This is a genomic window from Halomonas sp. V046 (assembly GCF_052645355.1).
The window spans coordinates 236,205-260,187 of the sequence record NZ_JBQXYF010000003.1; the positions used below are offsets into that span (position 1 = coordinate 236,205).

At 65.8% G+C, this 23,983-nt stretch carries 27 protein-coding genes; 7 read left to right on the forward strand and 20 right to left on the reverse strand.

Features of this window, described 5'->3' with window-relative positions:
* Positions 1 to 55 precede the first annotated feature (55 nt).
* The 11 genes from trpS to radC all read right to left on the reverse strand — a co-directional run bounded on the left by trpS (position 56) and on the right by radC (position 8,644).
* Positions 56 to 1,108: a tryptophan--tRNA ligase gene (gene trpS, locus ACUN9Y_RS05405; protein ID WP_445459663.1), complete on the reverse strand. Its 1,053-nt coding sequence runs from the start codon at positions 1,106 to 1,108 to the stop codon at positions 56 to 58.
* 111 nt (positions 1,109 to 1,219) lie between these two features.
* On the reverse strand, positions 1,220 to 2,335 hold the full coding sequence (gene ald / locus ACUN9Y_RS05410) for an alanine dehydrogenase (protein ID WP_445459664.1): 1,116 nt from the start codon (positions 2,333 to 2,335) through the stop codon (positions 1,220 to 1,222).
* A gap of 336 nt (positions 2,336 to 2,671) precedes the next feature.
* Entirely contained in the window at positions 2,672 to 3,208 is a 537-nt protein-coding gene (locus ACUN9Y_RS05415) for an RES family NAD+ phosphorylase (protein ID WP_445459665.1), read from the reverse strand.
* On the reverse strand, positions 3,205 to 3,564 hold the full coding sequence (locus tag ACUN9Y_RS05420; RefSeq protein ID WP_445459666.1) for an XRE family transcriptional regulator: 360 nt from the start codon (positions 3,562 to 3,564) through the stop codon (positions 3,205 to 3,207). The genes ACUN9Y_RS05415 and ACUN9Y_RS05420 overlap by 4 nt, the downstream gene beginning before the upstream one ends.
* A gap of 169 nt (positions 3,565 to 3,733) precedes the next feature.
* Entirely contained in the window at positions 3,734 to 4,159 is a 426-nt protein-coding gene (locus ACUN9Y_RS05425; protein ID WP_445459787.1) for an acyl-CoA thioesterase, read from the reverse strand.
* Positions 4,160 to 4,331: 172 nt separating this feature from the next.
* The gene (locus ACUN9Y_RS05430; RefSeq protein ID WP_445459667.1) at positions 4,332 to 4,691 is read right to left on the reverse strand and encodes a putative signal transducing protein; all 360 of its coding nucleotides are present in this window, start codon (positions 4,689 to 4,691) and stop codon (positions 4,332 to 4,334) included.
* 224 nt (positions 4,692 to 4,915) lie between these two features.
* Positions 4,916 to 6,112, reverse strand: coding sequence for a class I SAM-dependent rRNA methyltransferase (locus ACUN9Y_RS05435; protein ID WP_445459668.1), 1,197 nt, complete (start codon positions 6,110 to 6,112; stop codon positions 4,916 to 4,918).
* Positions 6,113 to 6,190: 78 nt separating this feature from the next.
* Complete coding sequence (mutM, locus tag ACUN9Y_RS05440) at positions 6,191 to 7,021, reverse strand: bifunctional DNA-formamidopyrimidine glycosylase/DNA-(apurinic or apyrimidinic site) lyase (RefSeq protein WP_445459669.1); 831 nt, start codon at positions 7,019 to 7,021, stop codon at positions 6,191 to 6,193.
* 165 nt (positions 7,022 to 7,186) lie between these two features.
* Positions 7,187 to 7,342, reverse strand: coding sequence for a 50S ribosomal protein L33 (gene rpmG, locus ACUN9Y_RS05445; protein ID WP_021819788.1), 156 nt, complete (start codon positions 7,340 to 7,342; stop codon positions 7,187 to 7,189).
* Between the two features lie 49 nt (positions 7,343 to 7,391).
* Positions 7,392 to 7,628 carry a 50S ribosomal protein L28 gene (rpmB, locus tag ACUN9Y_RS05450; protein ID WP_445459670.1) on the reverse strand — a complete coding sequence of 79 codons (237 nt, stop codon included), beginning with the start codon at positions 7,626 to 7,628 and terminating at the stop codon, positions 7,392 to 7,394.
* Positions 7,629 to 7,969: 341 nt separating this feature from the next.
* Positions 7,970 to 8,644, reverse strand: coding sequence for a RadC family protein (radC, locus tag ACUN9Y_RS05455; protein WP_445459671.1), 675 nt, complete (start codon positions 8,642 to 8,644; stop codon positions 7,970 to 7,972).
* 471 nt (positions 8,645 to 9,115) lie between these two features.
* Between radC and coaBC the strand changes: the two genes are divergently transcribed.
* The 5 genes from coaBC (at position 9,116) to slmA (ending at position 14,107) form a co-directional block, all read left to right on the forward strand.
* On the forward strand, positions 9,116 to 10,510 hold the full coding sequence (gene coaBC / locus ACUN9Y_RS05460; protein WP_445459672.1) for a bifunctional phosphopantothenoylcysteine decarboxylase/phosphopantothenate--cysteine ligase CoaBC: 1,395 nt from the start codon (positions 9,116 to 9,118) through the stop codon (positions 10,508 to 10,510).
* 45 nt (positions 10,511 to 10,555) lie between these two features.
* Positions 10,556 to 11,029: a dUTP diphosphatase gene (gene dut / locus ACUN9Y_RS05465; RefSeq protein ID WP_445459673.1), complete on the forward strand. Its 474-nt coding sequence runs from the start codon at positions 10,556 to 10,558 to the stop codon at positions 11,027 to 11,029.
* 36 nt (positions 11,030 to 11,065) lie between these two features.
* Positions 11,066 to 12,448 carry a phosphomannomutase/phosphoglucomutase gene (locus ACUN9Y_RS05470; RefSeq protein WP_445459674.1) on the forward strand — a complete coding sequence of 461 codons (1,383 nt, stop codon included), beginning with the start codon at positions 11,066 to 11,068 and terminating at the stop codon, positions 12,446 to 12,448.
* 34 nt (positions 12,449 to 12,482) lie between these two features.
* The gene (gene argB, locus ACUN9Y_RS05475) at positions 12,483 to 13,397 is read left to right on the forward strand and encodes an acetylglutamate kinase (protein WP_445459675.1); all 915 of its coding nucleotides are present in this window, start codon (positions 12,483 to 12,485) and stop codon (positions 13,395 to 13,397) included.
* 98 nt (positions 13,398 to 13,495) lie between these two features.
* A complete protein-coding gene (gene slmA, locus ACUN9Y_RS05480) occupies positions 13,496 to 14,107 on the forward strand; it encodes a nucleoid occlusion factor SlmA (RefSeq protein WP_445459676.1) in 612 nt (203 codons plus the stop codon).
* Positions 14,108 to 14,299: 192 nt separating this feature from the next.
* Here the strand turns inward: slmA and rpoH are convergent, their stop codons facing one another.
* The 4 genes from rpoH to ftsY all read right to left on the reverse strand — a co-directional run bounded on the left by rpoH (position 14,300) and on the right by ftsY (position 18,716).
* Positions 14,300 to 15,166 (reverse strand): RNA polymerase sigma factor RpoH, encoded by an 867-nt coding sequence (gene rpoH, locus ACUN9Y_RS05485; RefSeq protein WP_445459677.1) that lies wholly within the window; start codon positions 15,164 to 15,166, stop codon positions 14,300 to 14,302.
* 141 nt (positions 15,167 to 15,307) lie between these two features.
* On the reverse strand, positions 15,308 to 16,408 hold the full coding sequence (gene ftsX, locus ACUN9Y_RS05490) for a permease-like cell division protein FtsX (RefSeq protein ID WP_445459678.1): 1,101 nt from the start codon (positions 16,406 to 16,408) through the stop codon (positions 15,308 to 15,310).
* On the reverse strand, positions 16,405 to 17,073 hold the full coding sequence (gene ftsE / locus ACUN9Y_RS05495; protein ID WP_445459679.1) for a cell division ATP-binding protein FtsE: 669 nt from the start codon (positions 17,071 to 17,073) through the stop codon (positions 16,405 to 16,407). Before ftsE ends, ftsX begins: the two co-directional genes overlap by 4 nt.
* Complete coding sequence (gene ftsY, locus ACUN9Y_RS05500) at positions 17,070 to 18,716, reverse strand: signal recognition particle-docking protein FtsY (protein ID WP_445459680.1); 1,647 nt, start codon at positions 18,714 to 18,716, stop codon at positions 17,070 to 17,072. The genes ftsE and ftsY overlap by 4 nt, the downstream gene beginning before the upstream one ends.
* A gap of 92 nt (positions 18,717 to 18,808) precedes the next feature.
* Here ftsY and rsmD point away from each other — a divergent pair, with 92 nt between their 5' ends.
* Positions 18,809 to 19,426: a 16S rRNA (guanine(966)-N(2))-methyltransferase RsmD gene (gene rsmD / locus ACUN9Y_RS05505; RefSeq protein WP_445459681.1), complete on the forward strand. Its 618-nt coding sequence runs from the start codon at positions 18,809 to 18,811 to the stop codon at positions 19,424 to 19,426.
* A gap of 119 nt (positions 19,427 to 19,545) precedes the next feature.
* Positions 19,546 to 19,776, forward strand: coding sequence for a cell division protein ZapB (locus ACUN9Y_RS05510; RefSeq protein ID WP_445459682.1), 231 nt, complete (start codon positions 19,546 to 19,548; stop codon positions 19,774 to 19,776).
* 217 nt (positions 19,777 to 19,993) lie between these two features.
* On the opposite strand, the gene ACUN9Y_RS05515 is transcribed toward ACUN9Y_RS05510, so the two are convergent.
* From ACUN9Y_RS05515 to ACUN9Y_RS05535, 5 genes are all read right to left on the reverse strand, one after another.
* Positions 19,994 to 20,569 carry a GNAT family N-acetyltransferase gene (locus ACUN9Y_RS05515; protein WP_445459683.1) on the reverse strand — a complete coding sequence of 192 codons (576 nt, stop codon included), beginning with the start codon at positions 20,567 to 20,569 and terminating at the stop codon, positions 19,994 to 19,996.
* The gene (locus tag ACUN9Y_RS05520) at positions 20,566 to 21,441 is read right to left on the reverse strand and encodes a hypothetical protein (protein WP_445459684.1); all 876 of its coding nucleotides are present in this window, start codon (positions 21,439 to 21,441) and stop codon (positions 20,566 to 20,568) included. Before ACUN9Y_RS05520 ends, ACUN9Y_RS05515 begins: the two co-directional genes overlap by 4 nt.
* A complete protein-coding gene (locus tag ACUN9Y_RS05525; RefSeq protein WP_445459685.1) occupies positions 21,438 to 21,749 on the reverse strand; it encodes a BolA family protein in 312 nt (103 codons plus the stop codon). The genes ACUN9Y_RS05520 and ACUN9Y_RS05525 overlap by 4 nt, the downstream gene beginning before the upstream one ends.
* Before the next feature lie 55 nt (positions 21,750 to 21,804).
* Complete coding sequence (locus ACUN9Y_RS05530; protein ID WP_445459686.1) at positions 21,805 to 23,220, reverse strand: MFS transporter; 1,416 nt, start codon at positions 23,218 to 23,220, stop codon at positions 21,805 to 21,807.
* A gap of 229 nt (positions 23,221 to 23,449) precedes the next feature.
* A complete protein-coding gene (locus ACUN9Y_RS05535; protein ID WP_445459687.1) occupies positions 23,450 to 23,836 on the reverse strand; it encodes a hypothetical protein in 387 nt (128 codons plus the stop codon).
* Positions 23,837 to 23,983: the final 147 nt, after the last annotated feature.

The following is a 23,983-nucleotide window of genomic DNA, read 5'->3' on the forward strand; positions in this document are numbered from 1 at the left end:
GCCGCTCTCGCATAGGGAATCGCGGCGACATCCTGTGCAGAATGCTCAATTTGGGTCAAACGAAACGGCCAAGCCCCGCCGCTACGCGAACGCGATCCATCAACGGAGCGGCTTCTTCACGGGCCCGCTCGGCACCGCGCTGGAGCACCGCTTCAATGTGCCCGGGATCCTCGAGCAACGCCTGATACCGCTCGCGTGGTTCGCGCAGCTGCTCGTTGAGATACTCGAAGACGCGGTTCTTGGCATCCCCCCAGCCAATGCCGGCCAGATAGTCGTCACGCATCGCCTGGGCCTCATCGGCGCTCGCGAAGGCCGAATAGATCTGGAACAAGGTACAGGTGTCCGGATCCTTGGGCTCGCCCGGTTCCAGCGAGTTGGTCTTGATCTTGCGGACCAGCTTCTGCAGCTTCTTCTCCGACGAGAACAGCGCAATGGTGTTGTTGTAGCTCTTGGACATCTTGCGTCCATCGAGCCCCCCCAGGACCTGGACGCGATCGTCGACTACCGCCTCCGGCAGGGTGAAGAAATCGCCCTTGAACAGATGATTGAAGCGCCCGCCCATGTCCCGAGCCATCTCGATGTGCTGGATCTGGTCACGCCCCACGGGCACCTTGTTGGCATTGAACATCAGGATGTCGGCGGCCATCAGCACCGGATAGCCGAACAGGCCCATGGTGATGCCCTTGTCGGGATCCTGGTTACCCGCCTCGTCATTCTCGGCCACCGCCGCCTTGTAGGCATGGGCACGGTTCATCAGCCCCTTGGCGCAGACGCAAGACAGCATCCAGGTCAGCTCGGGAATCTCGGGGATATCCGACTGACGATAGAAGATGGCATTGTCGGTATCGAGGCCGAGTGCCAACCAGGTGGCGGCAATTTCACGTCGCGATTCCTCTACCCGCTTCGGGTCCTGGCACTTGATCAGCGCATGCAGGTCGGCGAGGAAGTAGTAGGACTGCACGCTCGGATCGAGGCTGGCTTCGATGGCCGGCTTGATCGCCCCGACGTAGTTGCCAAGGTGCGGCGTACCGGTGGTGGTGATCCCGGTGAGAACTCGGGTGGTCTTTCGTGCGGGGGTACCTGAAGGTGCTGACGGCGTTGCGCTCATGGACGGGACTCTGCTGACTCGTAAATGCCCGCTATACTAACGCGCCGCCCCGATCAAGGCGAACGGGGCGGCGCGAGTCTGCCGCCATGACGTGCTGCGACAATGCCTGGCCTAGCCGAGCAGCGACTCGGTGGCAACATGCGCAAGGCCAAAGGCCTCCGCCACGGCGGCGTAGGTCACCTGGCCATCGTGGACATTAAGCCCCGCGGCAAAGTGTGAATCTTCCCTCAACGCCCGCTGCCAGCCCTTGTCGGCCAGTGCCACCACGAACGGCTGGGTCGCATTGGTCAACGCCTGGGTCGACGTACGAGCCACGGCACCCGGCATATTGGCCACGCAGTAGTGCACCACGCCGTCGATCACATAGGTCGGTTCGGCGTGGGTCGTCGCACGGCTGGTCTCGAAGCACCCCCCCTGATCGATGGCCACGTCCACCAGCACGGCGCCTGGCTTCATGTCGGCGAGCATGGCCCGGGTGATCAGTTTGGGGGCGGCGGCGCCAGGCACCAACACCGCCCCGATGATCAGGTCCGACTCGCGCACCGCCTCCTCCAGCGCATCGGCGCAGGAGAACACCGTCTTCATGCGTCCCTGATAGCGGTCATCGAGGGTTTCCAGGCGCGCAATCGACTTGTCCAACACCGTGACATCGGCCCCGAGCCCCAGCGCCATGCGGGCGGCATTCTCGCCGACCACGCCGCCACCGATCACGGTAACGCGCGCCGGCGCCACCCCCGGCACCCCAGGCAGCAGAACTCCGGCGCCGCCCTGGGCCTTCTCGAGGCTATGGGCGCCGGCCTGAACGGCCATGCGACCGGCCACGGTGCTCATCGGCGCCAACAAGGGCAACCCGCCCTGGGGCGCGGTAATGGTTTCGTAGGCAATGCAGGTCGCCCGGCTCTCGATCAGCCCCCGGGTCAGCGACTCCTCGGCGGCCAGGTGAAGGTAGGTGAATAGCGTCTGGTCGGCCTTGAGTCGAGCGACCTCCTCGGCCTGGGGCTCCTTGACCTTGAGAATCAGCTCGGCGGCTCCCCACAGCGCATCGACGTCTGCCTCGATGACGGCACCGGCGGCCACGAAGTCGGCGTCAGGAAAGCCCGCTCCCTCACCCGCGGATGCCTGCACAACAACCTGATGGCCACGGCTGGTCAGCTCCCGCGCGCCACTCGGGGTCAAGGCGACACGGTACTCGTGATTCTTGATTTCCTTGGGTACGGCAATGCGCATGGTGTCTTCCCCTGCGTTGAAAAGCGGTGATCCGATGATCTCCACCCAATTACAGCACAGGGATGTTTTACTGCGCAGAGGCCAACCAAAAAACGGAAAAATCGCGAGAAAGCTGTTTTTATGGCGAAAAATTGCTCTTTTTGCGAGCCTGATGGCAGAAAGAGCTCCTGAGGATGGCTGAAAGCCAACGGCGGAAAAGCCCCCTGGAAGCAGGAGCCCCTCAGGGCACCGGCCTGACCGCCGCCCTGGCGCGAGATGGCCCGCAGTGCTTGCGCTCGGGGCTGGCCTTGCGTAGAGCCCCCTGTGTCACGCGTATGGCTCGCCGAAGGCGGTGCTTCACGCCTCCACGCGGCGGTGAAGTCGGTGCTCATCATCGATGACTCGAACCATCGAAGGGGCTCGTTTCGTCCATCGCCAAAACACCATATTGATATCGCGCTGCGTGGCTCCCTGCGCTTGCGATGGAACACGGATTCCGAAAAAGCCCATCGCTATAAGGCGATTAGCGATACCCCAGGCGATGACCGGCTGCCCCAGAAGCGCCTTTTCCAACCAGGCTTCGTGCAGCCAATCTTCCGGGTCAGGATGGACTTGCTGCCGAATCGCCGGATCGCACAGATCCAGCATCGGGCCGCAGTCCACCCGGTACGTGCATAGCGTCAGGGGCTGGGTCTTGAAGGGAAACCCTTGCTGCGCTTCTAGCCAGGCCGTCTCGAAGCGCTGGCTGGTGCACAGAGCAGACAAGCCTGGAGGGTTCCAGCGCCCCCCACAACGAACCGCGCCTGCCCCCGACTCGGGAGCGTGCTGCCAGCGGGGATTGTGTCCGCGATACACCAGCCCCTGATGCCGAAAGCCAAGCGCCAAGAGGCTCACGCATAGCCTCCCTCGGCGATATGGGATAGATAGGCCCGAACATCATCGGCCCGACCACGCGTCACGAGCTCTTCGGCAGTAAAGTCGCCTAATGGGGCAATGGGGTACGTCCGGAACCACGACCAGGCGGAGTGGATCGAACCGGCCCATGGCTCCACACGCTTGAGTATCTCCACTGCCTGACGAAGACGCTGCTGAGTCGATACCGAGTGAAGCCGTTCACGGCGAGTAATGGCGGAATACTTCAGTCCTACGGCATGGGCAAATTCGCGCTTGGTGATATGCAGCTCGCCGACCAGGTCATCTGCGTCAATATAGCCCTGCATATCGTAGGTGACTCGATACTCGGCAATCATGGCCGTCACCTCATATGACATATATCTATGTCAGATTAGCTGCCACCCTACGAGCCGTCAAAGACGCCGACCCACGTCCAGCGATGCTCAAGAACGCCGTCCGAGAGGATAGATCAACGGGGCACACCGGAGTCAGGTCTGGGGCTAGCCGTCGTTCCCGCGTCCTGCTTCAAGCCTCGACAACCAACGCCCCTCCATAGCCGTCCACGAACTCCTGCGGCAAACGCCGGGGACGGCCGCTGGACAAGGCGATGCAGGCGTAGCGGGTGCGGGCGCGTAGCAAGGTCACGTTGTCTTCCAGGCGCTTGAGCTCGAAGCGGCGAGTCAGGGTGAGACGGCCATCACAGGCGACGATCCAGGTCGCCATGGCCAAACGCTCGCCCGCGAAGGACGGCGCCAGGTAGTCGAGTTCATGGCGGTGCACCGCCATGGCCCTGTCCAGTTCGCGATAGCGCGCCAGCGTCAGGCCAAGATGGCCGGAATGCTCCCAGCTGGCGCGCTCCACCCAGCGTAGGTACTCGGCATTGTTGACGTGACCGTAGTGGTCGATGGCGCTCTCGCCTACGAGAATCTCGATGACGAAAGGATGCGGCAGATCCCAGTCGCCGGGGCTGGCGAGAAGCCCATCACCTGGGCTGTTGCAACGCCCATCACCTGGGCTGTCACCGCTGCGCTCAGCGGGTCTGTCAACAGGTCTATCAGCGGATCTATCAGCGGCACTGTCGCTGGTGTTCTCACTGGTGCTGTCCGTGTCCATCTTGATCTCCCTAGCTAGCCGCCCCGGGGCCGCAATCGCCTAACGCCCCTGCAGGCCTTGGCCGCGCGCAGTTCCAGCACGTATCGAAAGCGCCATCGAGGTGCTCGCCGCACCCGGCGCAGACCCAGTCGGGCACGCCCTGCGCCGGATCGAGGGCCGATTGAATCAGCGCTTCGGCACGCTGCTGGTTATGCGCCGCGACCCACACCTGGGGCTCGCACTCCAGCGGCGGCAGCTCGCCGGTCGCACCGCCGAGCGTCATGTTACGCAACTCGCAGGGCATGCCAGCGGCGGCCAGGACATTGCGCACGTGGCTGGCCAACATGGCATTCCCGTGGCTGAACACTCGTACCCATGCCACTTGTTCCATTGTCTCTCCTCGCCGCCCCCGGCTCGGTGTCCCTGGCTCAACGTCCTCAGCTCGACGTCCTCGGCTAGGCACCCCCGACCAGGCATCGGATGTGGCTTGCCCATAGGCCGCCTTCACGCACCCTCACGCAAAGCCGCCCTATGGCTTAGCGTATCGCGAAAGCCCGAGTCGCGGAAAATTCTCGTAGCAGATAACCTGGCGCCCGCGCCCCGGGCCGCAGCCTCCTAGTCGCGGAAAACTCGCACGCCCAACGCCTTCAGGTAAGAGGTTTCGGGGATCGCCGGGTGCACCGGGTGATCCGGCCCCTGGTGGCCCTGGAACAGGATCTGTCCCTGACGATCCTGGTGGCGCACGGCACCACGCACGACCTCGGTCAGGCGCTCCGGCGCCAGGTGCATCGAGCAGGAGGCCGACAGCAGTAGACCGTCACGCCCGAGCAAGCGCATCGCTTCGCGATTGAGCTTGCCATAGGCGCGCTCGCCGTTAGGAATGTCCTTGCGCCGCTTGATGAACGCCGGCGGATCGAGAATGATCACATCGAACTGTTCGTCGTCTGCCTTGAGCGCCGCGAGCACCTCGAAGGCATCGCCCTGGCCGACCGCGACCTGCTCATGCAGCCCATTGAGTGCGGCATTCTCGGCGACACGATCGAGGGCCGTGGCCGACGAATCCACGCACAGCACTTCACTGGCACCGTGGGCCGCGGCCTGAACGCCCCAGCCCCCGACATAGCTGAACAGGTCCAGCACGCGCTTGCCGGCCACTCGCTCATTGAGCCAGGCACGGTTGACGCGGTGATCGTAGAACCAGCCAGTCTTCTGCCCGTCGAGCACCGCCGCGGCGAAAGACACGCCGTTTTCCTTGAGCAGCACCTGTTCCGGAAGCTCCCCCTTGACCACCTCGACGATCTCTTCGAGGCCTTCCTGGCGGCGACCGCTGGTGTCGTTTCTGAGCACGATGCAGGACGGCTTGATGACCTTGTCGAGGGCATCCAGCAGCGCCTCCTTCACCGCCTCCATGCCGGCGGTATTGATCTGGACCACGACCACGTCGCCGAAACGATCGATGACCAGGCCCGGCAGCAGGTCGGCCTCACCGTGAACCAGACGGTAGTACGGCTCCGCGAACAGTTGCTGGCGCAGGGACAGCGCCTGATTCAAGCGATGCACGAGCAGCGAACGATCCAGCTGCATGCTCGGATCGCGGGATACCATGCGCGCGCAGATCAGTGAATGCGGATTGACGTAGGCCACGCCCATGGGCCGGCCGTTGGCCGCCTCGACGATGGCCTGGGTGCCCGGGACGATATCCTTGAGCGGCGTCACGCCGATATCGATCTCGTTGGAGTACAGCCACAGGTGGCCGGCCTTGAGGCGGCGATCGGCGTGTTTCTTCAGACGCAAGGTGGGGGTCGTGGTCATATCAAAGCTCATGGGAAAGGGCGAAAAGTGGTGGGCCAGCGGGTGACGTGATGGCCAAGAAAACCGGCCTTGCTCGACTCAATGCTGGCAGTGCGGGCAGAAGACGCTGGCGCGCTGGCCCAGGATGACGCGCCGAAGTTCGGCACCGCAGCGCTGGCAGGGCTGGCCATCGCGTCCATAGACATTCAGGCGCTGGGCGAAATAGCCAGGCTCCCCGGTACCGCTGACGAAATCACGCAGGGTGGTGCCGCCCTGGGTGATGGCCGCGGCCAGCACCTCGCGAGCGGCGCTGGCAAGACGCTCATAGCGCTCCAGCGAGATCCGCCCGGCCGCCCGGCGTGGGTCGATGCCGGCCAGAAACAGTGCCTCGCTGGCATAGATGTTCCCGACCCCAACCACCACGGCGTTATCCATCAGAAACGGCTTGACCGCCATGCGCCGCCCCCGCGACAGGGTGAACAGGCGCTGGCCGTCGAAGGCATCGGACAGCGGCTCGGGACCCAGCCGGGAAAGGCGTGAGTCCTGGGCCTCGTCCCCGCGCAGCCAGTCGACGAAGCCGAACCGTCGCGGGTCGTGGTAGCGCAGGATGGCGCCGCCCTCGAGCACCACGTCGACATGGTCGTGCTTCTTCGGCAACTCGCCCAGGCGCGCGATGCGCAGACTGCCCGACATGCCCAGGTGCCACAGCAGCGTCGAGGGCGGCCCGTCGCCGCCCTCGATCGGCACCATCAGGTACTTGGCGCGCCGCCTGAGCGGGGCAATGGTCGCGCCCACCAGGCGATCGACCAGATCCTCCGGCACCGGCACGCGCAACCGCGCCTGGCGCACGATGACTTCGCGAATCTCGCGGCCCTCGACGTGCGGCGCGATACCACGGCGGGTCGTCTCGACTTCGGGCAACTCGGGCATGGACGTCTTATCCTTGCTGGCATTGGTCGCTACACGGAGCGGTAAAGGCACCGATACATCAACCGATCCACCGACCGCACCTCGACCGGCCCCATACGCAAGAACCCGACCTCGAGGCCGGGTTCTGCTGACAGGCGACTCGCCTGCGGCTGAAGCCATCAAGGGTTACTTGATCTTGGCTTCCTTGTACATCACGTGCTTGCGTACGACCGGATCAAACTTCTTCATTTCCAGCTTGTCGGGCGTATTACGCTTGTTCTTGTCGGTGGTGTAGAAGTGGCCGGTACCGGCACTGGACACCATACGAATCTTGTCACGCATGAGAAATCTCCCAGAGTTACGCGCTTGGTGAGCGAGCTATTGAGCTGTCTTAGACGGCTTCGCCACGCTTACGGATATCGCTGAGCACCTCTTCGATGCCCTTCTTGTCGATGATACGCATGCCCTTGGTCGAGACGCGCAGAGACACGAAACGCTTTTCGGACTCCACCCAGAAACGATGGGAATGCAGGTTCGGCAAGAAACGACGACGGGTCTTGCGCTGGGAGTGTGAAACGTTATTACCAGTCACCGGGCGCTTGCCGGTAACCTGACATACTTTGGACATGAGAGCCTCCAACCGCGTGGCGAGTTGTTCAAAACCTGTCGGGCAAACCGGGAAGGGCGAGCGATGCTGCGTGTCTCGGTCCAACCAATGACCAGAGACCGGCGCGGCGTCACGTCGAGCCCATGGCATAAGCCCCGTGCTTTTGACCCAAGGGAATTCAAAGGGTGCACTTTATACCAGAGCCTCGCCCAACGGGCAAGGAAAACGCCAAAATTTGCCGTAAGGCAGTACGCCATCCCACCATGGCGGAATGACAGAAAGCGGGCGCTACTGGGCAAGTCGAGTCCCCATCGACAAAAACGCGTGGCGTTTATCGCTGTTGTCTCGAACGCTGCGCGGCATTATACCCAACCTCGCTCCGCAAAGGACACCACTTCTGCATCTCCGACGACAAAATGATCCAGCACGCGGATATCGAACAGCCCCAGGGCCTCCCGCAGGCGCTCGGTGATACGCCGATCGGCATCGCTCGGCTCGGCCACTCCGGAGGGATGGTTGTGCGACAGGATCAGGGCGCCGGCGCCGAGCGCCAGGGCCCGCTTGGCGACCTCGCGCGGATAGACCGAGGCGCTGTCCAGGGTGCCGTGAAACAGCACGTCGAAGCGAATGACCCGATGCTGGCTATCGAGAAATAGCGCGGCGAACACCTCGTGATCCAGATGACGCAGCTGCGCGGTCAGATAGGACCGCACCAGCGCCGGCGAGGTCATCGCCTGGCCTTTTTGCAGGCGACAGGCAAGATGTCGCCGCGAGATCTCGAGAGCCGCCTGCAGCTGAACATAGGTGGCACTGCCAAGACCGCGCTGGGCACAGAGCTCCTCGCAGTCGGCCTCGAGCAAGGGCCGCAGCCCACCGAAAGCCCCCAGCACGTCGCGCGCCAGGTCCACCGCCGAGCGACCGGCGATGCCGACCCGCAGCATGATGGCCAGAAGCTCCGCATCCGACAGCACGCCCGGGCCTAGGCTCAATAGCTTCTCCCGGGGGCGCTCGCCCTCGGGCCAGTGTCGTATCGACATCCTTGTCTCCTGTGTCTCCTGCTGCTGGCGCGACGGCTGGTGCCTCAGGCTGAAGCCCCGACGGTTGCTGCTCCAGCCGCTACTGCCCCAGCCGCTATTTCTCCAGACGTTGGTGCTCCAGCCGCTATTGCTCCAGACGTTGGTGCCCCAGCCGCTACTGCCCCAGCCGCTATTTCTCCAGACGTTGGTGCTCCAGACGTTGGTGCTCCAGACGTTGGTGCTCCAGCCGGCATCCCTCCGACCGTCGATGCTCCGGCTGCCGCTCCGGCGCTGGCCGCTTCGCCTGCGGTCGCCCGGCAGCCCCAGTCGTGCCAAAGACCGCCACCGCGTGAGGCCACGGCGCCTGTCGGTAAGCGCCGACATACCCGGTGAGTTTAGTCAGACCTGACATGACCTTCGCCGTCATGCTCGGCTACGCATGCTCTCGGACCGGTGGTAAGGTATGAACTGAATGTCTGTGCGGAATTTTCCATGCCCTCACCCACATCCCCCGCCTTGGCCGTTCGGCCGGGCCAACGCATCCTGCTCGGCATCAGCGCCGGCATTGCGGCCTACAAGAGTGCGCTGCTGGCGCGCCTGCTGGTCCAGGCCGGCTGTGACGTTCAGGTGGTGATGACCGACGGTGCCCAGGCCTTCATTACGCCGCTGACGCTGCAGGCGCTGACCGGTCGCGCCGTGCGCACCTCGCTGCTGGACCCCGACGCGGAGCTCGGCATGGGGCATATCGAGCTTGCGCGCTGGGCCGAGCGCATCGTCATCGCCCCGGCCACCGCCGACGTGATGGCGCGCCTCGTCCATGGCATGGCCAATGACCTGCTCACGACCCTGTGCCTGGCAAGCGGTGCCGACAAGATCATCGCCCCGGCCATGAATCAGGCCATGTGGCGTCACCCGGCCACCCAGCGCAATGCCGCACAGCTGCGCCAGGATGGCTGGACGCTGCTGGGCCCCGACCAGGGCGACCAGGCCTGTGGCGACGTCGGCCCCGGGCGCATGATGGAGCCCGAGCAGATCGCCAACGCCCTGCTCGGCGCATCGCCCGGTGCATCACCCGGCGCATCGCCCGGGGCATCGCCGAACGCATCGCCCGGGGCATCGCCCAGCACTATTTGCAACACTATGCATAACACTATGCACAACGCTTCACCGGCCTTTACTCCGGCGCCAGGCAGTCGCCATGTGGTCATCACGGCGGGACCGACCCGGGAGCCACTGGACCCGGTGCGCTACCTGTCCAACCACAGCTCCGGCAAGATGGGCTTCGCCCTCGCCGAGGCGGCCGTGGCGAGCGGCGCCCGGGTCACCCTGATCGCGGGCCCCGTCGCGCTGGCAACGCCCGCGGGCGTCGAGCGAGTCGATGTCGAGACCGCCGAGCAGATGCACGCCGAAGCCCAGCGCCTGGCCGGGGCCTGCGATGTCTTCATCGGCTGCGCCGCCGTGGCGGACTATCGCGCCGAGACCCTGGCCGAGCACAAGATCAAGAAGACAGACGCCGACGAAGGCCTGGTCCTGCGCCTGGTGAAGAACCCCGATATCATCGCCGCCGTGGCCGCTCGCGCCGACCGCCCCCTGGTCGTCGGCTTCGCCGCCGAGACCCAGGACGTATCGCGCTACGCCCACGACAAGCTCGCGCGCAAGGGCCTGGACATGATCGTCGCCAACGATGTGTCCCAGGCAGGACTCGGTTTCGGCAGCGACGACAACGCCGCGACCCTCCTGTGGCGCAGCGTCGATGGCCTGCAGTCGGTGGATGAGCCGCCGCAAAGCAAGGCCCGCCTCGCCGCCACCGTGATCGAGCGTGCCCTGGGCTTGATCGGCCAGCGCCCAGCGCTTACCGACACACCGCCCCCTACCTCTTGTTCCTGACGGCAGATACGCCGTCGGTCGCCTCCGTTTGCCTCAAGGATCGTCATGTCCCAACCCACTTCTCCCCACCGCCCTCGTCTCGCGGTCAAGCTCCTCGATGAGCGCCTGCGCGATCGCATGCCCCGCTACGCCACCGACGGCTCCGCCGGCATGGACCTGCACGCCCTGCTCGACGAGCCGCTGACGCTTGACCCCGGCGACTGCCAACTGGTGCGCACCGGTCTCGCCATTCATATCGCCGACCCAGGCCTTGCCGGCATGATCCTGCCGCGCTCGGGGCTCGGCCATAAGCACGGCATCGTGCTTGGCAACCTGGTCGGGCTGATCGACTCCGACTACCAGGGCGAACTCATGGTCTCGGTCTGGAACCGTGGCCAAACGCGCTTCACTCTGGAGCCCTTCGAGCGCATGGCGCAGTATGTGCTGGTGCCCGTCGTCCAGGCCGAGCTCGCTATCGTCGATGACTTCGACGCCAGCTTGCGTGCCGACGGCGGCTTCGGCAGCTCCGGGCGGCACTGACGCCAAATTTTCTTCGCCAATCACAGGACGGCACTCATGACCCAGGTACCCGCAACGATCTTTCGCGCCTATGACATTCGTGGCGTCGTCGACGACACCCTGACTGAAGATGGCGTCGTGGCCATCGGCCAGGCGATCGGCAGTGAAGCCAAGGCTCGCGGCGAGCACCGCGTGGTCGTCGCCCGCGATGGCCGCCTCTCTGGCCCTCGGCTGCTCGCCGCCCTGACTCGCGGCTTGACGGCGAGCGGCTGCGACGTCATCGATATCGGGATGGTGCCGACCCCGGTGCTGTACTTCGCCACCAACGTCATCGAAGGCACCGCCTCCGGCGTCATGCTCACCGGCAGCCACAACCCACCGGATTACAACGGCCTGAAGATGGTCCTCGGCGGCGAGACGCTGTCGGGCGACGCCATCACCGCCCTCTACCAGCGCCTTCAGAACAACGATCTCAGCGAAGGCCAGGGCCAGGTCAGCGAACAGGACCTGCGCGAGGCGTACTTGAAGCGCATCCTGGGTGACGTCAAGCTCGACCGCCCGCTCAAGGCGGTGGTGGACTGCGGCAACGGCGTCGCCGGTGAGCTGGGGCCGCGTCTGGTCGAGGCCCTCGGCGCCGAAACCATTCCGCTGTTCGCCGAGATCGACGGCACCTTCCCCAACCATCACCCCGACCCCGGCAAGCCCGAGAACCTGAAGGACCTGATCAAGGCGGTCGCAGAGCACCAGGCCGACATTGGCCTGGCCTTCGACGGCGACGGCGACCGCCTCGGCGTGATCACCCCCAAGGGGCACCTGATCTACCCCGACCATCTGCTGATGGCCTTCGCCGAGGACATGCTCTCGCGCAACCCCGGCGCTCGGGTGATCTTCGACGTCAAATGCACCGGCAAGCTGATCGACGTCATCGACGGCGCCGGCGGCACCCCGGAAATGTGGCGCACCGGTCACTCCCTGATCAAGGCACGGATGAAGGAAACCGGCGCTCTGCTCGCCGGCGAGATGAGCGGCCACATCTTCTTCAAGGAGCGCTGGTACGGCTTCGACGACGGCCTCTATGGCGCCGCTCGACTGCTCGAGGTGCTGTCGCACTATGATGGCGATGCCGATGCCTTCTTCGAGCGCTACCCGCAGAACGTCAGCACACCGGAAATCAACATCGAGGTCACCGACGAAACCAAGTTTGACCTGGTCGGGCGCCTGGCCAAGGAAGGAGACTTCGGTGACGACGGCATCAAGACGACTCTGGACGGTATCCGCGTCGACTACGCCGAGGGCTGGGGCCTGTGCCGCGCCTCCAATACCACACCGATGCTGGTGCTGCGCTTCGAGGGCAACGACGCCGCCGCCCTGGACCGCATTCGCACGCGCTTCGCCAAGGCACTGGCCGACATCGCCCCCGAACTGAGCCTGCCCCAGTAACGGCACCACAGACCCGACAGGAGACACAACGCCCATGAGCGAACAGGCCCGCGATCCGCGCCTGGTGGTGGAGGTCCTCTCCGAGGCCCTCCCCTATATCCAGCGCTTCTCCGGCAAGACGGTGGTGGTCAAGTACGGCGGCAACGCCATGACCGAGGATGCCCTGATCGATTCCTTCGCCCGCGACATGGTGCTGATGAAGGAAGTCGGCATCAATCCGGTGGTCGTCCACGGCGGCGGCCCGCAGATCGGCGAGCTGCTGGCCAAGCTCAATATCGAGTCACGCTTCGTCGGCGGCATGCGTGTCACCGATGCCGAGACCATGGACGTGGTCGAGATGGTGCTCGGCGGCCTGGTCAACAAGGACATCGTCAACCAGATCAACCAGTGCGGTGGCAAGGCCATCGGCCTGACCGGCAAGGACGGCGCCCAGATTCGCGCGCGTCAGCTCAAGGTCGAGCACCAGAGCCCGGAGATGACCGCCCCGGAGATCATCGATATCGGCCACGTCGGCGAGGTCGAGCATGTCTCCACCGACCTGATCGAAATGCTCGCCGAGCGCGACTTCATCCCGGTGATCGCACCGATTGGCGTCGACGGCGCCGGGCGCAGCTACAATATCAATGCCGACCTCGTCGCCGGCAAGGTCGCCGAGGCGCTGGACGCCGAGAAGCTGATGCTGTTGACCAACGTCGCCGGGCTGATGAACCGCGACGGCGAGGTGATGACCGGCCTGACCACGACCCAGGTCGATGAATTGATCGAAGACGGCACCATTCACGGCGGCATGCTGCCGAAGATTCGCTGCGCCCTCGACGCCGTCAAGGGCGGCGTCGTCAGCGCGCATATCGTCGATGGCAGAGTGCCCCACGCCACGCTGCTGGAGATCTTCACCAACGCAGGCGTCGGCACCTTGATCACCAATTCGCACCAGGAGACAGACAGCTAAGGAAGCTCGGCCCGGCGCAGCCCGGGTGGCAACAACGCAAGGGAACCCGACCACCGGAACCCACCGGTGGCGTCACCAAACGATAAAGAACAGACATCATGACGCAGGAAACCACGACGCCCAGCCGCCGGGACCAGATTCTGCAGGCCCTGGCCCTGATGCTGGAAGAAGACAGCGGCAAGCGCATCACCATCGCGGCCTTGGCCCGACAGGTCGGTGTGTCCGAAGCCGCGCTCTATCGCCATTTTCCGAGCAAGGCACGGATGTATGAAGGGTTGATCAGCTTTATCGAGGAGACGCTGTTCGAGCGCATCAACCGCATCCTCGACGACCAGCCGGAGGCGCTGGCCCGCTGCCACCAGATCATGACCCTGATCCTGGCCTTCGCCGAGAAGAACCCGGGGCTGTCACGGCTGCTCGGCGGCGACGTCCTGACCGGCGAGACCGCGCGGCTCAGGCTGCGTATCCATCAGCTGTTTGAACGCCTGGAGACGCAGTTCAAGCAGGTGTTGAGGGAGGCCGAGCTGCGCGAGGGACGCCGCCCGTTGCTGCCGGCCCCGGCCGGCGCCAACCTGCTGACCGCCCAGCTCGAAGGACGCATTTCCCAGTACGTCAGAAGCGACTACCGCCGCCGTCCGACCGAGTTCTGGGACGACCAGTGGAGCGCCCTGTCATCGCGGCTGTTGCGCGATGCCGCCATACCGGCCTGACCAGCGGCAGGGGCCCACGGGCCCTGCCCCTGATCGACCAGACGACGCGCCAGATCACGCAGATCAAAAAAGATCACGCAGACCAAAAGATCACGCAGACTCACAAAAACGCCCGGGCCTGAAAAGGCCCGGGCGTTTTTTTGCGCTTTTACGCTCTTCGATGCGACCCACGCTCGCCGGTTCGGCGACCCGTCACGCCACCAGCGCGTCGCCGATGCGTTCGCGGATCTTCTTCATGGCGTTCTTCTCGAGCTGACGAATGCGCTCGGCGGAGACCCCATAGATATCGGCCAGCTCATGCAGCGTCGACTTGTTCTCGGCCAGCCAGCGCTGGGTCAGGATGTCCCGCGAGCGATCGTCCAGATCAGACAAGGCGCCCTGCAGGCGACGAGTAGAATCCTGCTCCCAGTCGCTGTCTTCGAGCTGTGTGGCCGGATCGAGCGTGGCGTCGTCCAGGTAATGCGCCGGCGCCTGATAGGCGGACTCTTCGTCGTCGTTCGGCCCGGCATCGAAGCCGGCGTCGTGGGACGACAGGCGCCCTTCCATCTCGCGCACGACCTCGGGCTTGACGTCCAGATCCTTGGCGATGGCATTGACCTCGTCGCTGTTCAGCCAGGCCAGGCGCTTCTTGGCGCTGCGCAGATTGAAGAACAGCTTGCGCTGCGCCTTGGTGGTCGCCACCTTGACGATGCGCCAGTTGCGCAGCACGAACTCGTGAATCTCGGCCTTGATCCAATGCACGGCGAACGAGACCAGACGCACCCCCTGATTGGGGTCGAAGCGTTTGACCGCCTTCATCAGGCCGACGTTGCCTTCCTGGATGAGGTCGGCCTGGGGCAGGCCGTAGCCGGAATAGCTGCGTGCGATGTGCACGACAAACCGCAGGTGTGACATGACGAGGCGACGCGCGGCCTCGAGATCGCCATCATCATAGAGGCGATAGGCCAGCTCACGTTCTTCCTCCACCGTCAGCATCGGGATGCCGTTGACGGCCTGGATATAACCGTTGAGGTCGTGCCCCGGTGACAGATGACCCACCGGCAGAAGACTAGTGCTCATATGCAGGGTGTCTCCCCTTGAAGACCAACAGGGTGATCGAATGCCCGATTAGAGGGAGTAACGAGATGAAAGTTCCCCTTTCGGCGTAGGCCCTCGAACGCCCTGAACGCAATGACGTTAATGACTGTGATGATGCCCTTCCTAGCGGGGACGGATGCCGGCCAGATGACGGCTCACGGCGATCCAGGCTCCTAACCAGCCCAATAGTGTACTACAGGATAGCAACAGTGTAGAGCCGGCGAGCCCCAGCGTCGGCAGACTGTAGGCGGCCCCGTAACTCGCCGCCAACGCCGCCACCGGTGCCGCCAGCCAGTCGCCGCCGAGGGTCAACAGGCCCCAGGCGAGCAAGCCTCCTCCCAGGCCATACCAGGCGCCGCTGTAGAGGAACGGACGGCGCACGAAGGCATGCGTGGCCCCGACCAGCGTCACCACCTCGATCTCCTGGCGGCGGTTCTCCACCGCCAGGCGAATGGTGTTGCCCACCACCAGCAGCACGCCCAGACCAAACAGTACGCCAAGCGCCAGGGTCACCCGGCGCCCCAGCTCGGCCAGCTGACGCAAGCGCTCGATCCAGGCAAGGTCCAGGCGTACCTCGTCGATGCCGGGCATGGCATCCAGGCGCTCGGCCATCTGGCCCATGGCCTCGGGGTCGGGCCGCACCGGGGTGATCACCACCGCGGCGGGCAGCGGATTGCCCTCGAGCCGCGCCAGGGCATCGTCCAGGCCAAGCGAGCGCTGAAACTCTGCCATGCCCTCGTCGGCGCTGATGAAGCGTGTCGAGGCGATATCGGCCTGGGCCGACAGCGCCTCGAGGATGCGCCCCGATTCGCCCTCGCCAACCCCGGGCTCGAGATAGGCCGTCAGGGTGGCGCTGGCATCGAGCTCGGCGTTTACCAGCTTGGCGCTATCGAGCGTCAGCCACAGCGCGCTTGGCAGTACCAGGGCAATGGCGATGGCCAGCATGGTCAGAAGACTTCCCACCGGCTGGCGCAGCAGGCGCGCGGCGCTATCGCCACACATCGCCCGGTGGTGGCGCAGCCAGGCTCGCCACTGCCCCTGGGAGGCGCGCCGCTGCCCCGTGCCCCGTGCCGAGGCCTTGGTGGTGGCTGCCGGGGCGCCGGCGCCTTTCCCCGCGCTCTTGTGGGCCGTTGCCTTGGGCTGAGCGGTGGCGTGTCGGGTCGCCCCCTGACGGCTTGCCCCGTGCCGAGTCGTGTCCTGCGGGGTTGCTCCGCGCCGGCTCATACGCCCCCCTCGTCCGCGACCAGGCGACCGTCACTCAGGCGCAGAGTGCGGTGGCGTAGCCGCGCGATCAGCGCCAGATCGTGGCTGGCGATCATCACCGTGGTGCCGATGCGGTTGAAGTCCTCGAACAGCGCCATGATATCGGCAGACAGCTGAGGGTCCAGATTACCGGTCGGTTCATCGGCGAGCAGCAGGGCCGGCTTGTTGACCACCGCACGAGCGATGCCGACCCGCTGCTGTTCACCGCCTGAGAGCTCGATGGGCAAGGCCTTCTCACGATGCAAGAGTCCAACCTTGTCGAGCGCGGCCCGCACCCGGCGAGCGGTATCCCGCGGCGGCAGGCCGCGGATCTCCAGCGGCAGGGCGACGTTGTGAAAGATCGAGCGGTCGAACAGCAACTGGTGGTCCTGAAAGACCACCCCGATCTGACGGCGGTAAAACGGCAACTGGCTGGCGTGCAGGCGATCGATGTCGTGGCCGGCGACCACTACCCGCCCCCGGCTCGGCCGTTCCAGGCGCATGATCAAGCGCAACAGCGAGCTCTTGCCCGCCCCCGAATGGCCGGTCAGGAACACCATCTCGCCGCGACTGACGCGAAAGTCGATGTTGGCCAAGGCCTCGAAACGGCCGCCATAGCGCTTGCCGACGTGCTCGAACGCGATCATTGATCGCCGTCACCCGCGCGTCGATCGAACAGCGCATCGACGAATTCCCGAGCCACGAAAGGTCTCAGGTCATCCAGCGTCTCACCGACGCCGATGAAGCGAATCGGCGTCTTCAACTGCTTGGCCAGGGCGAAGATGATGCCGCCCTTGGCGGTGCCGTCGAGCTTGGTCAGGGTGATGCCGGTGACCGGCACCGCCTCGTTGAAGGTCGCCGCCTGGGACAAGGCGTTCTGACCGGTGCCGGCGTCGAGGACCAGCATCACCTCGTGGGGAGCCGTGCCATCGAGCTTGCCCATCACCCGATGGACCTTCTTCAGCTCTTCCATCAGGTGGCCCTTGTTGTGCAGGCGACCGGCGGTGTCGGCGATCAGGATATCGACGCCCCGGGCCTTGGCCGCGGACACCGCATCGAAGATCACCGAGGCGCTGTCGGCACCGGTGTGCTGGGCGACCACGGGGACGCTGTTACGCTCGCCCCAGACCCTGAGCTGTTCCACCGCCGCGGCGCGGAAGGTGTCCCCCGCGGCCAGCATCACGCTGCGCCCTTCGCGCTGGAAGCGCTGGGTGAGCTTGCCGATGGTAGTGGTCTTGCCGACGCCATTGACGCCAACCACGAGGATGACGAAGGGCCCTTCGCCCTTGGGCGGCAGCGCCAGCGGTGTGGCGACGCCCGCGAGCATGGTGGCAAGCTCTTCCTGCAGCGCCCGATACAAGGCGCCGGAGTCGTCCAGTTCATTGCGCGAGACCCGCGCGGTGAGCTTTTCGATGATCTCGGAGGTGGCTTCGATGCCCACGTCCGCCATCAGCAGCTGGGTCTCGAGCTCCTCGATCAGGTCATCATCGATCTGCTTGCTGCCGAGGAACAGATCGGCCAGGCCGTCGCTCAAGTTGGCGCGGGTCTTGCCGAGCCCCTCGCGCATCCTGGCGAACCAGCCCTTCTTGTCGGCGCCCTTGTCGGCCGCCCCGGGCGAGCCTTGAGCGGCGGCTACGGGCTTTTGCTGCAGCGCCGGGCCATCGCGGCGACCGCTGGGCTCGATGATGCTGGCCCGCTCACGCTCGGGCTGGGCCGGCTCCGGCTCCGAACGGGACTCGGGCGGCGGCTCGACATCCCCCCCAGGCCCTTGCGTCGCCTCCGGCTCGCCGGGCGTCTTCGTGACGACCGGTGTCTCGGCGACCGGGGGATCGGGCTCCAGGGGCTCTTCTACCGGGCTCTCTTCTACCGGACTATCTTGTGCCGGACTATCTTGTGCCGGACGCTCTGCTACCGGGTTCTCTGTTACCGAGCTCTCCGCTGCCCGGCTCTCTGCTACCGGGTTCTCTGTTACCGAGCTCTCCGCTGCCCGGCTCTCTGTTACCGGGCTTTCTGTTACCGGGCTGTGCGGCGCCGGCGGAGCCACGGGCTCCGGCACCTCGGCCTCCGACGCCGACGCGATATCTCGCTCGGCAGGCGTGTCGAGGGCATCGCCCGACGCCACGGCCTCGGCCCGATCGCCAGTGTCACCAGACGCCGTGCGCTTGCCGCCCTCCGGGGTGTCGCCGGGCTGCGCTGACGGCGCCTCGTCGGCGGACTCGACCGGCGCCTGCGGGGTCGGCTCCTCTTCGTGATCCTGGTGTTTCTTCTTGCGCTTTAAAAAACCGAACATGGATGACCAACGCCTCAGCCGGTGAACGAACCGTCACATCCTACCATCGCGCCCCATGACTGTGGACACGGCGCCGGGTAGAATCGCCTGCCATGACACCAAGACGCTCCTCTTCTGCCCGCCCGCGGCGCCCTGCCAAGGGCAAAGGTGGCGCCCTGCGCCAGGGTAAACTGCGCATCATCGGCGGTGACCATCGACGCCGGCTACTGCCGGTACTCGACAAGCCCGGCCTGCGCCCCACCCCCGACCGGGTGCGCGAGACGCTGTTCAACTGGCTCACCGGCGAGCTCCACGGCGCCCGCGTGCTGGACCTGTTCGCCGGCACCGGCGCCCTCGGCCTGGAAGCTATGTCGCGCGGTGCCCTTCGCGCCACCTTCGTCGAGCGCGATAGCGACGTCGCCACGGCCCTGACGGAGAACCTGGCGACCCTCGGCATCGACGAGGCGACCGTGGTCACCCACGATGCGACCGCCTGGCTCAAGGGCCAGGCCGAAGCGCATGAGCTGGTGTTTCTCGACCCGCCGTTTCGCCTCGGCCTGGCCGATGCCTGCTGCGAGGCACTGGAGGCCGGGGGGTGGCTCGCCGATAGCGCCTGGATCTATCTCGAAACCGAAGCCGAACTGACACCGATGGTGCCCGACACCTGGCAGCTGCGGCGCGACGTGCGCGCCGGTGACAGTCACGGTCGACTCTACCGACGTCAAGACTAGATCAGAAGTTTCGGCGTCGCCTCACGGCGACGCTTGTCGCCTGGCCCCGGCGGCGTTACGCTCGACTCCACCAGGAGCGCCGTCGGCGCTCGACCTGCATACCACGCCAGGAGACGAGGATGAGCACGGAACTCTTCAACCAGCTCGAACAGAAAGTCACCAGTGCCGTCGAGGCGCTGGAGTTGCTGAAAATGGAAGCCGAGGAGCTGCGCGAGGACAACGCTCGCCTGAAGCAGGAGCGCGAGGAATGGGAGCGCCGCTTAAGCGCACTGCTGGGCAAGTTCGACGACCTGGACGACGGCTCCGACAGCACCCCGGCGCCGGCTCACCAGCAGGCTCACAGCGTCTGAGGCAATCGCCGCCGCGTCAGCGACGATACGAAAACGCTATGTGACAACGAAAACGGCTCCCCTCGGGGAGCCGTTTTTCGTTATGCGTCTCTTTCAAGACCTTCGAGACCTTCAAGACCTACGAGAGCTTCGGCACCGGCGATGCCTGCGCCGGCGGCCATAACGGCGGGCTCGCGACGGCTCGGCACGGGGTTTATGCCAGCGAAGGCGTCGCTGCTTAGCGAAGGCCGAGCGACATCAGGCAGGCGTCTTCACGGGGCTGCCCCGGCTCGGCGGCGGGATAGTAGCCGCGGCGCACCCCATCGAGGGCGAGGCCCGCGGCCTGGTAGAGGCCAATGGCCGCTGCGTTGCTGGCGCGCACCTCGAGCAGCAGCCGCTCGGCACCGGCGTCCCGCGCGCTCTCGATCACCGCTTGCAATAACGCCTTGGCAACGCCCGTGCCCCTGGCCTGGGGCGCGACCAGAATGGCCTCGAGTTCAGCGTCGAAGCTCGCCAGCGCCACCAGGGCATAGCCCAGCAAGACATCGCCCAGCAAGACATCGCCCGGCTCGACATCGCCCGGCAAGGGCGCGGCCTTGGCGCCGGGACATCGCCCATCCGCGGCAAGGACGCCATCGCCCGGTGTGCGCTCGCCGGCGCCATTCCCACCCGCAAAGATCCCCAGCACCACGCGATCGCCCCCGCCGAGCGCGCCTTCCAGCTCATCTGGCGAGGACAGCCGGGCACCACCACGCTCCTCAAGCGCCAGCAGCGCCTCGAGGTGGCCTGGGCCAAGACGCTGCGTGGGGGTCATTCCTGTCCCCAGGCCTCGCGCCAGCGCCGCAGCGTCGGCCACAGCCGGCGCTTGGCCTCGGCGCCCTCGAGCAGGGCGTCGAGGCTCGGCATCTGCCACAGGGGAAGCGCCAGGGTCTGGCTGGCACCGTCCTGGACATCGAGCACCTCGCCGAGGGCCGCGTCCTCGCCAAACACCAGCACGCGTTCAGGACTCCAGCCGCGACGCCGGCGCCCGGCGATGAAGGCGGCAAGCCCCTGGCGCGCCTCGTCCTGGGGCTGGCGCACCGCCAGGCCCTCGTCGAGCGGCCAACGCAAGGCCTCGAAACTCGGCCGCTGTTCGGGCGCCACACCGCCGGCCCTCAACAGGTTGACCAGCAGGCGCTGGTGAGCGCTCGCCAGGGGCGCGGACTGCGCGACAAGCATCAGCCAACGACCGTCGAGACACCCCACCTGGCACTCGAAGCGCAACGCTTGCTGAGCCGCCGCAGAGGCCGACGCCGTTGCCGGCACGTCCGGGGCACCGCTGGCCGGTGGCGCGGGGCTTGAAGGCTCGTCGATGGGTGTGCCGTCCGGCGCGCTGTCCAGTGCGAAATCGCCCAGCAGGGCCCGCGCCTTGCGCTGCCCCTGGGGGGCCCTCGGCGCCGACTCGGCCTTCTGGGCGCTGGGCGGACCGGCTTCACCGGGCACCTCTGCCGTCAGTGCCGTCGCTGCCTCGTTGTCGCTGAGTAACGCATGCAGGCTATCGGCGCCGACGCGGCGAGGGGCTTCAGGCTCCGCCTGGGGCCACTCACAGGCCTCGCTCTCGCGGGCATTGGGCAACTGGTAGCGGGCCACCCAGGCGGTGAGCCCCATGGCATCCAGATAGGCCAGCCGCGCCGGTTCGGCTGTCACGAGCGTCCGCCACCCAGGCAATTGGGCGAGTTGGGGCGAGCCGCGCCGCGCAGGTTCCACTCCTGCGGCGTGTACAGGTGCAAGGCCAGGGCATGCACCGGACCCGACAGCTCATCGGCCAGCAGCGCATAGATCTGCTGGTGACGTTTGACCGGCATCAGCCCTTCGAAGCGCTCGGAGACCAGCGTCACCTTGAAGTGGGTCTCCGAGTTCGGCGGCACGCTGTGCATATGGCTCTCGTTCTCGACCACCAACTCGGTGGGCTCGAGGGCCTTGAGTTTGTCTTCGATGGTCGTCTGAATGCTCATGGTCGCTTCTCGCGTAGGAAAGAATGGAAAATCATGCCTGTGCCATTGTACGCCTTCAGGGCATTCGCGACGATGCCCGCTCGGCTCGAGCCTGACGATGAGCACGACTGGCCCGGCCGATCCGCGCCAGGCTGATCATCAGCGCCAGGAGCGTCGTCGCGGCCCCCAGCCACAGCGACTGCTGTACACCGGCGCCGGCGGCGAGGCTCAGGCCGACCAAGGCCACCCCGAGCGACTGCCCAACCGTGCGGGTGGTGCTCATCACCCCAGAGGCATTGGCGCTGCGGGCCTTGGGGACGCTGGTCATCAGCTCGCGGTTGTTCGGCGGCTGAAACAACCCGAAGCCGGCACCACATAGCGCCGTACGCCACAGGCTGTCGATCGCTGCCGCGTCAGACGATAGCCCCGCCAGGCTGACCAGGCCGATGAGCAGCAGCACCAGGCCAAGGCTCGCCACCACGCTCGGATTGAAGCGATCGGCCAGCCGCCCGGCCAGCGGCCCCACCAGCATGATGGTCAGCGGCCAAGGCGTGAACAACCAGGCGGTGTGCAGCGCCGAATAGCCCATCTCCTGCTGGTACAGAAACGACAGCGCGACGAAGGTCAGCCCCTGGCCGATGAAGGCGGTGCCCTGGGCGCCCACTGCCAGCGAGAAGCGCGCCTCACTGAACAATGACAGCGGCAGCAGCGGATGCGGCGCACGGCGCTGGCGAAGCACGAACGCCGTGCCGGCTCCGAGGCACAGCGCCAGCCAGCCCAGCACCTCGGTGATGGCGGCGCGATGGCCGATCGCATCCATGGCCATGAATAGCCCTGCCAGCATGGCCATGCTGGCGAGCGCGCCATAACCATCGAAGCTGCCCTCGCGGCGCGCCTCCCGGGGCAGAGCCCGCCAGGCCATGATCGCCGCGGCAATGCCCAGCGGCAGATTCAGTGCGAACAGCCACGGCCAGCTGGCCACCGACAGCACCAAGCCGCCGATGGATGGCCCCGCCGCGTAGCCCCCGGCCACCACCAGCGACGACAGCCCCAGCGCGCTGCCCAGCAGCCGCGACGGAAAGATCGACCGGTACAGCGAGGGGCCAATCGACAGCGTGGCCGCCGCCCCCACGCCCTGCAGCGCCCGAAACACCAGCAGGGTCTCGAAGTTGGGTGCCAGGGCACTGCCGAGCGCGGCCACCACGAACAGGCCAAGGCCTGCGACGTATACCTTGCGCCGGCTCAGCAGTTCGCTGGCCGCGGCGAACACCAGCAGCATGGCCGCGCAGACCACCTGAAACAGGTTGGTGATCCACACCGCCCGGGACGCCGATACCTCGAGATCACGCGCCATGGTCGGCAAGGCGATATTGATCATGGTGGTATCCATCACCGCCAACAGCGTGCCGAGCACCAGGGCGATGACCGCCAACCGCCGTTCGGGGCCGGGGAGTCCATCGTCGCCGTCACGGGTCGAGAAGAGTCGACTCATTACGCATTCCACCACACGGGAGCCTGGCTCCTTCGATACAAAAAAGACCGGCCTGGGCCGGTCTTGGGACTCTTTACGACGCGCTTGTAAAAGCCCTTGCGACGCGCTTGCAGAGGCCCGGCGACGCGCTTGCTAAGCCGCCGAGACGCGCTTGCAGAGGCCCGGCGACGCGCTGCCAGGCCCCTGAGAACCGCCACAGCGCTACCGGGACAGCCCGGCAGGCGATGCGTCAGTCCTGTTCCAGATCGCCCACCAGCTCATCGTCGACCTCGGAAATCTCGAGCGCCGTCTCGTTGTCGAGATCGATGGCCAGGTAGCTGTGCTCGACCTGCAAGAAGCGCTGAAACAGCGCCCAATCCAGGGTCTCGGGCCACTGGCGCTGGTCTTCTTCCCAGGCCCGCAGCTCGGTCTCAAGCACATCGAGATAGCGCTCACGTACGAAGGTTTCCAGCGCCTCGGGCGTATCCATCTCGGGAATCAGATAGATCGTACTTTCCCGTTCGACGTCGGCCAGGGTCAGGTCGTCATCGCCCATGGTCGGCTCGAGCGCATTGATCCAGTCAACGAAGTGCTGGGTCGGTCTGACGCTCAGGGCGGAGCGGTTGAGCAGTTTCATCACAGTCTCCTCGACGTCGAAACGCAGCCATTATGGGCGCTGTCGGTTTCCCTTGCCAGCGCCAGCATGCCAGATCCTGGCGGGGCAACGATATTGCCCCGCCAGCGGCCTGCCGCGGCACTGTCTGACCGGGCCGATGGGCGACCC

Coding starts and splice junctions, on each gene's coding strand:
- trpS (WP_445459663.1), bottom strand. CDS start 1,108: ATGAGCGCAACGCCGTCAGCACCTTCAGGTACCCCCGCACGAAAGACC.
- ald (WP_445459664.1), bottom strand. CDS start 2,335: ATGCGCATTGCCGTACCCAAGGAAATCAAGAATCACGAGTACCGTGTC.
- ACUN9Y_RS05420 (WP_445459666.1), bottom strand. CDS start 3,564: ATGATTGCCGAGTATCGAGTCACCTACGATATGCAGGGCTATATTGAC.
- ACUN9Y_RS05430 (WP_445459667.1), bottom strand. CDS start 4,691: ATGGAACAAGTGGCATGGGTACGAGTGTTCAGCCACGGGAATGCCATG.
- ACUN9Y_RS05435 (WP_445459668.1), bottom strand. CDS start 6,112: ATGACCACGACCCCCACCTTGCGTCTGAAGAAACACGCCGATCGCCGC.
- mutM (WP_445459669.1), bottom strand. CDS start 7,021: ATGCCCGAGTTGCCCGAAGTCGAGACGACCCGCCGTGGTATCGCGCCG.
- rpmG (WP_021819788.1), bottom strand. CDS start 7,342: ATGCGTGACAAGATTCGTATGGTGTCCAGTGCCGGTACCGGCCACTTC.
- rpmB (WP_445459670.1), bottom strand. CDS start 7,628: ATGTCCAAAGTATGTCAGGTTACCGGCAAGCGCCCGGTGACTGGTAAT.
- radC (WP_445459671.1), bottom strand. CDS start 8,644: ATGTCGATACGACACTGGCCCGAGGGCGAGCGCCCCCGGGAGAAGCTA.
- coaBC (WP_445459672.1), top strand. CDS start 9,116: ATGCCCTCACCCACATCCCCCGCCTTGGCCGTTCGGCCGGGCCAACGC.
- dut (WP_445459673.1), top strand. CDS start 10,556: ATGTCCCAACCCACTTCTCCCCACCGCCCTCGTCTCGCGGTCAAGCTC.
- ACUN9Y_RS05470 (WP_445459674.1), top strand. CDS start 11,066: ATGACCCAGGTACCCGCAACGATCTTTCGCGCCTATGACATTCGTGGC.
- argB (WP_445459675.1), top strand. CDS start 12,483: ATGAGCGAACAGGCCCGCGATCCGCGCCTGGTGGTGGAGGTCCTCTCC.
- slmA (WP_445459676.1), top strand. CDS start 13,496: ATGACGCAGGAAACCACGACGCCCAGCCGCCGGGACCAGATTCTGCAG.
- rpoH (WP_445459677.1), bottom strand. CDS start 15,166: ATGAGCACTAGTCTTCTGCCGGTGGGTCATCTGTCACCGGGGCACGAC.
- ftsX (WP_445459678.1), bottom strand. CDS start 16,408: ATGAGCCGGCGCGGAGCAACCCCGCAGGACACGACTCGGCACGGGGCA.
- ftsE (WP_445459679.1), bottom strand. CDS start 17,073: ATGATCGCGTTCGAGCACGTCGGCAAGCGCTATGGCGGCCGTTTCGAG.
- ftsY (WP_445459680.1), bottom strand. CDS start 18,716: ATGTTCGGTTTTTTAAAGCGCAAGAAGAAACACCAGGATCACGAAGAG.
- rsmD (WP_445459681.1), top strand. CDS start 18,809: ATGACACCAAGACGCTCCTCTTCTGCCCGCCCGCGGCGCCCTGCCAAG.
- ACUN9Y_RS05510 (WP_445459682.1), top strand. CDS start 19,546: ATGAGCACGGAACTCTTCAACCAGCTCGAACAGAAAGTCACCAGTGCC.
- ACUN9Y_RS05515 (WP_445459683.1), bottom strand. CDS start 20,569: ATGACCCCCACGCAGCGTCTTGGCCCAGGCCACCTCGAGGCGCTGCTG.
- ACUN9Y_RS05525 (WP_445459685.1), bottom strand. CDS start 21,749: ATGAGCATTCAGACGACCATCGAAGACAAACTCAAGGCCCTCGAGCCC.
- ACUN9Y_RS05530 (WP_445459686.1), bottom strand. CDS start 23,220: ATGAGTCGACTCTTCTCGACCCGTGACGGCGACGATGGACTCCCCGGC.
- ACUN9Y_RS05535 (WP_445459687.1), bottom strand. CDS start 23,836: ATGAAACTGCTCAACCGCTCCGCCCTGAGCGTCAGACCGACCCAGCAC.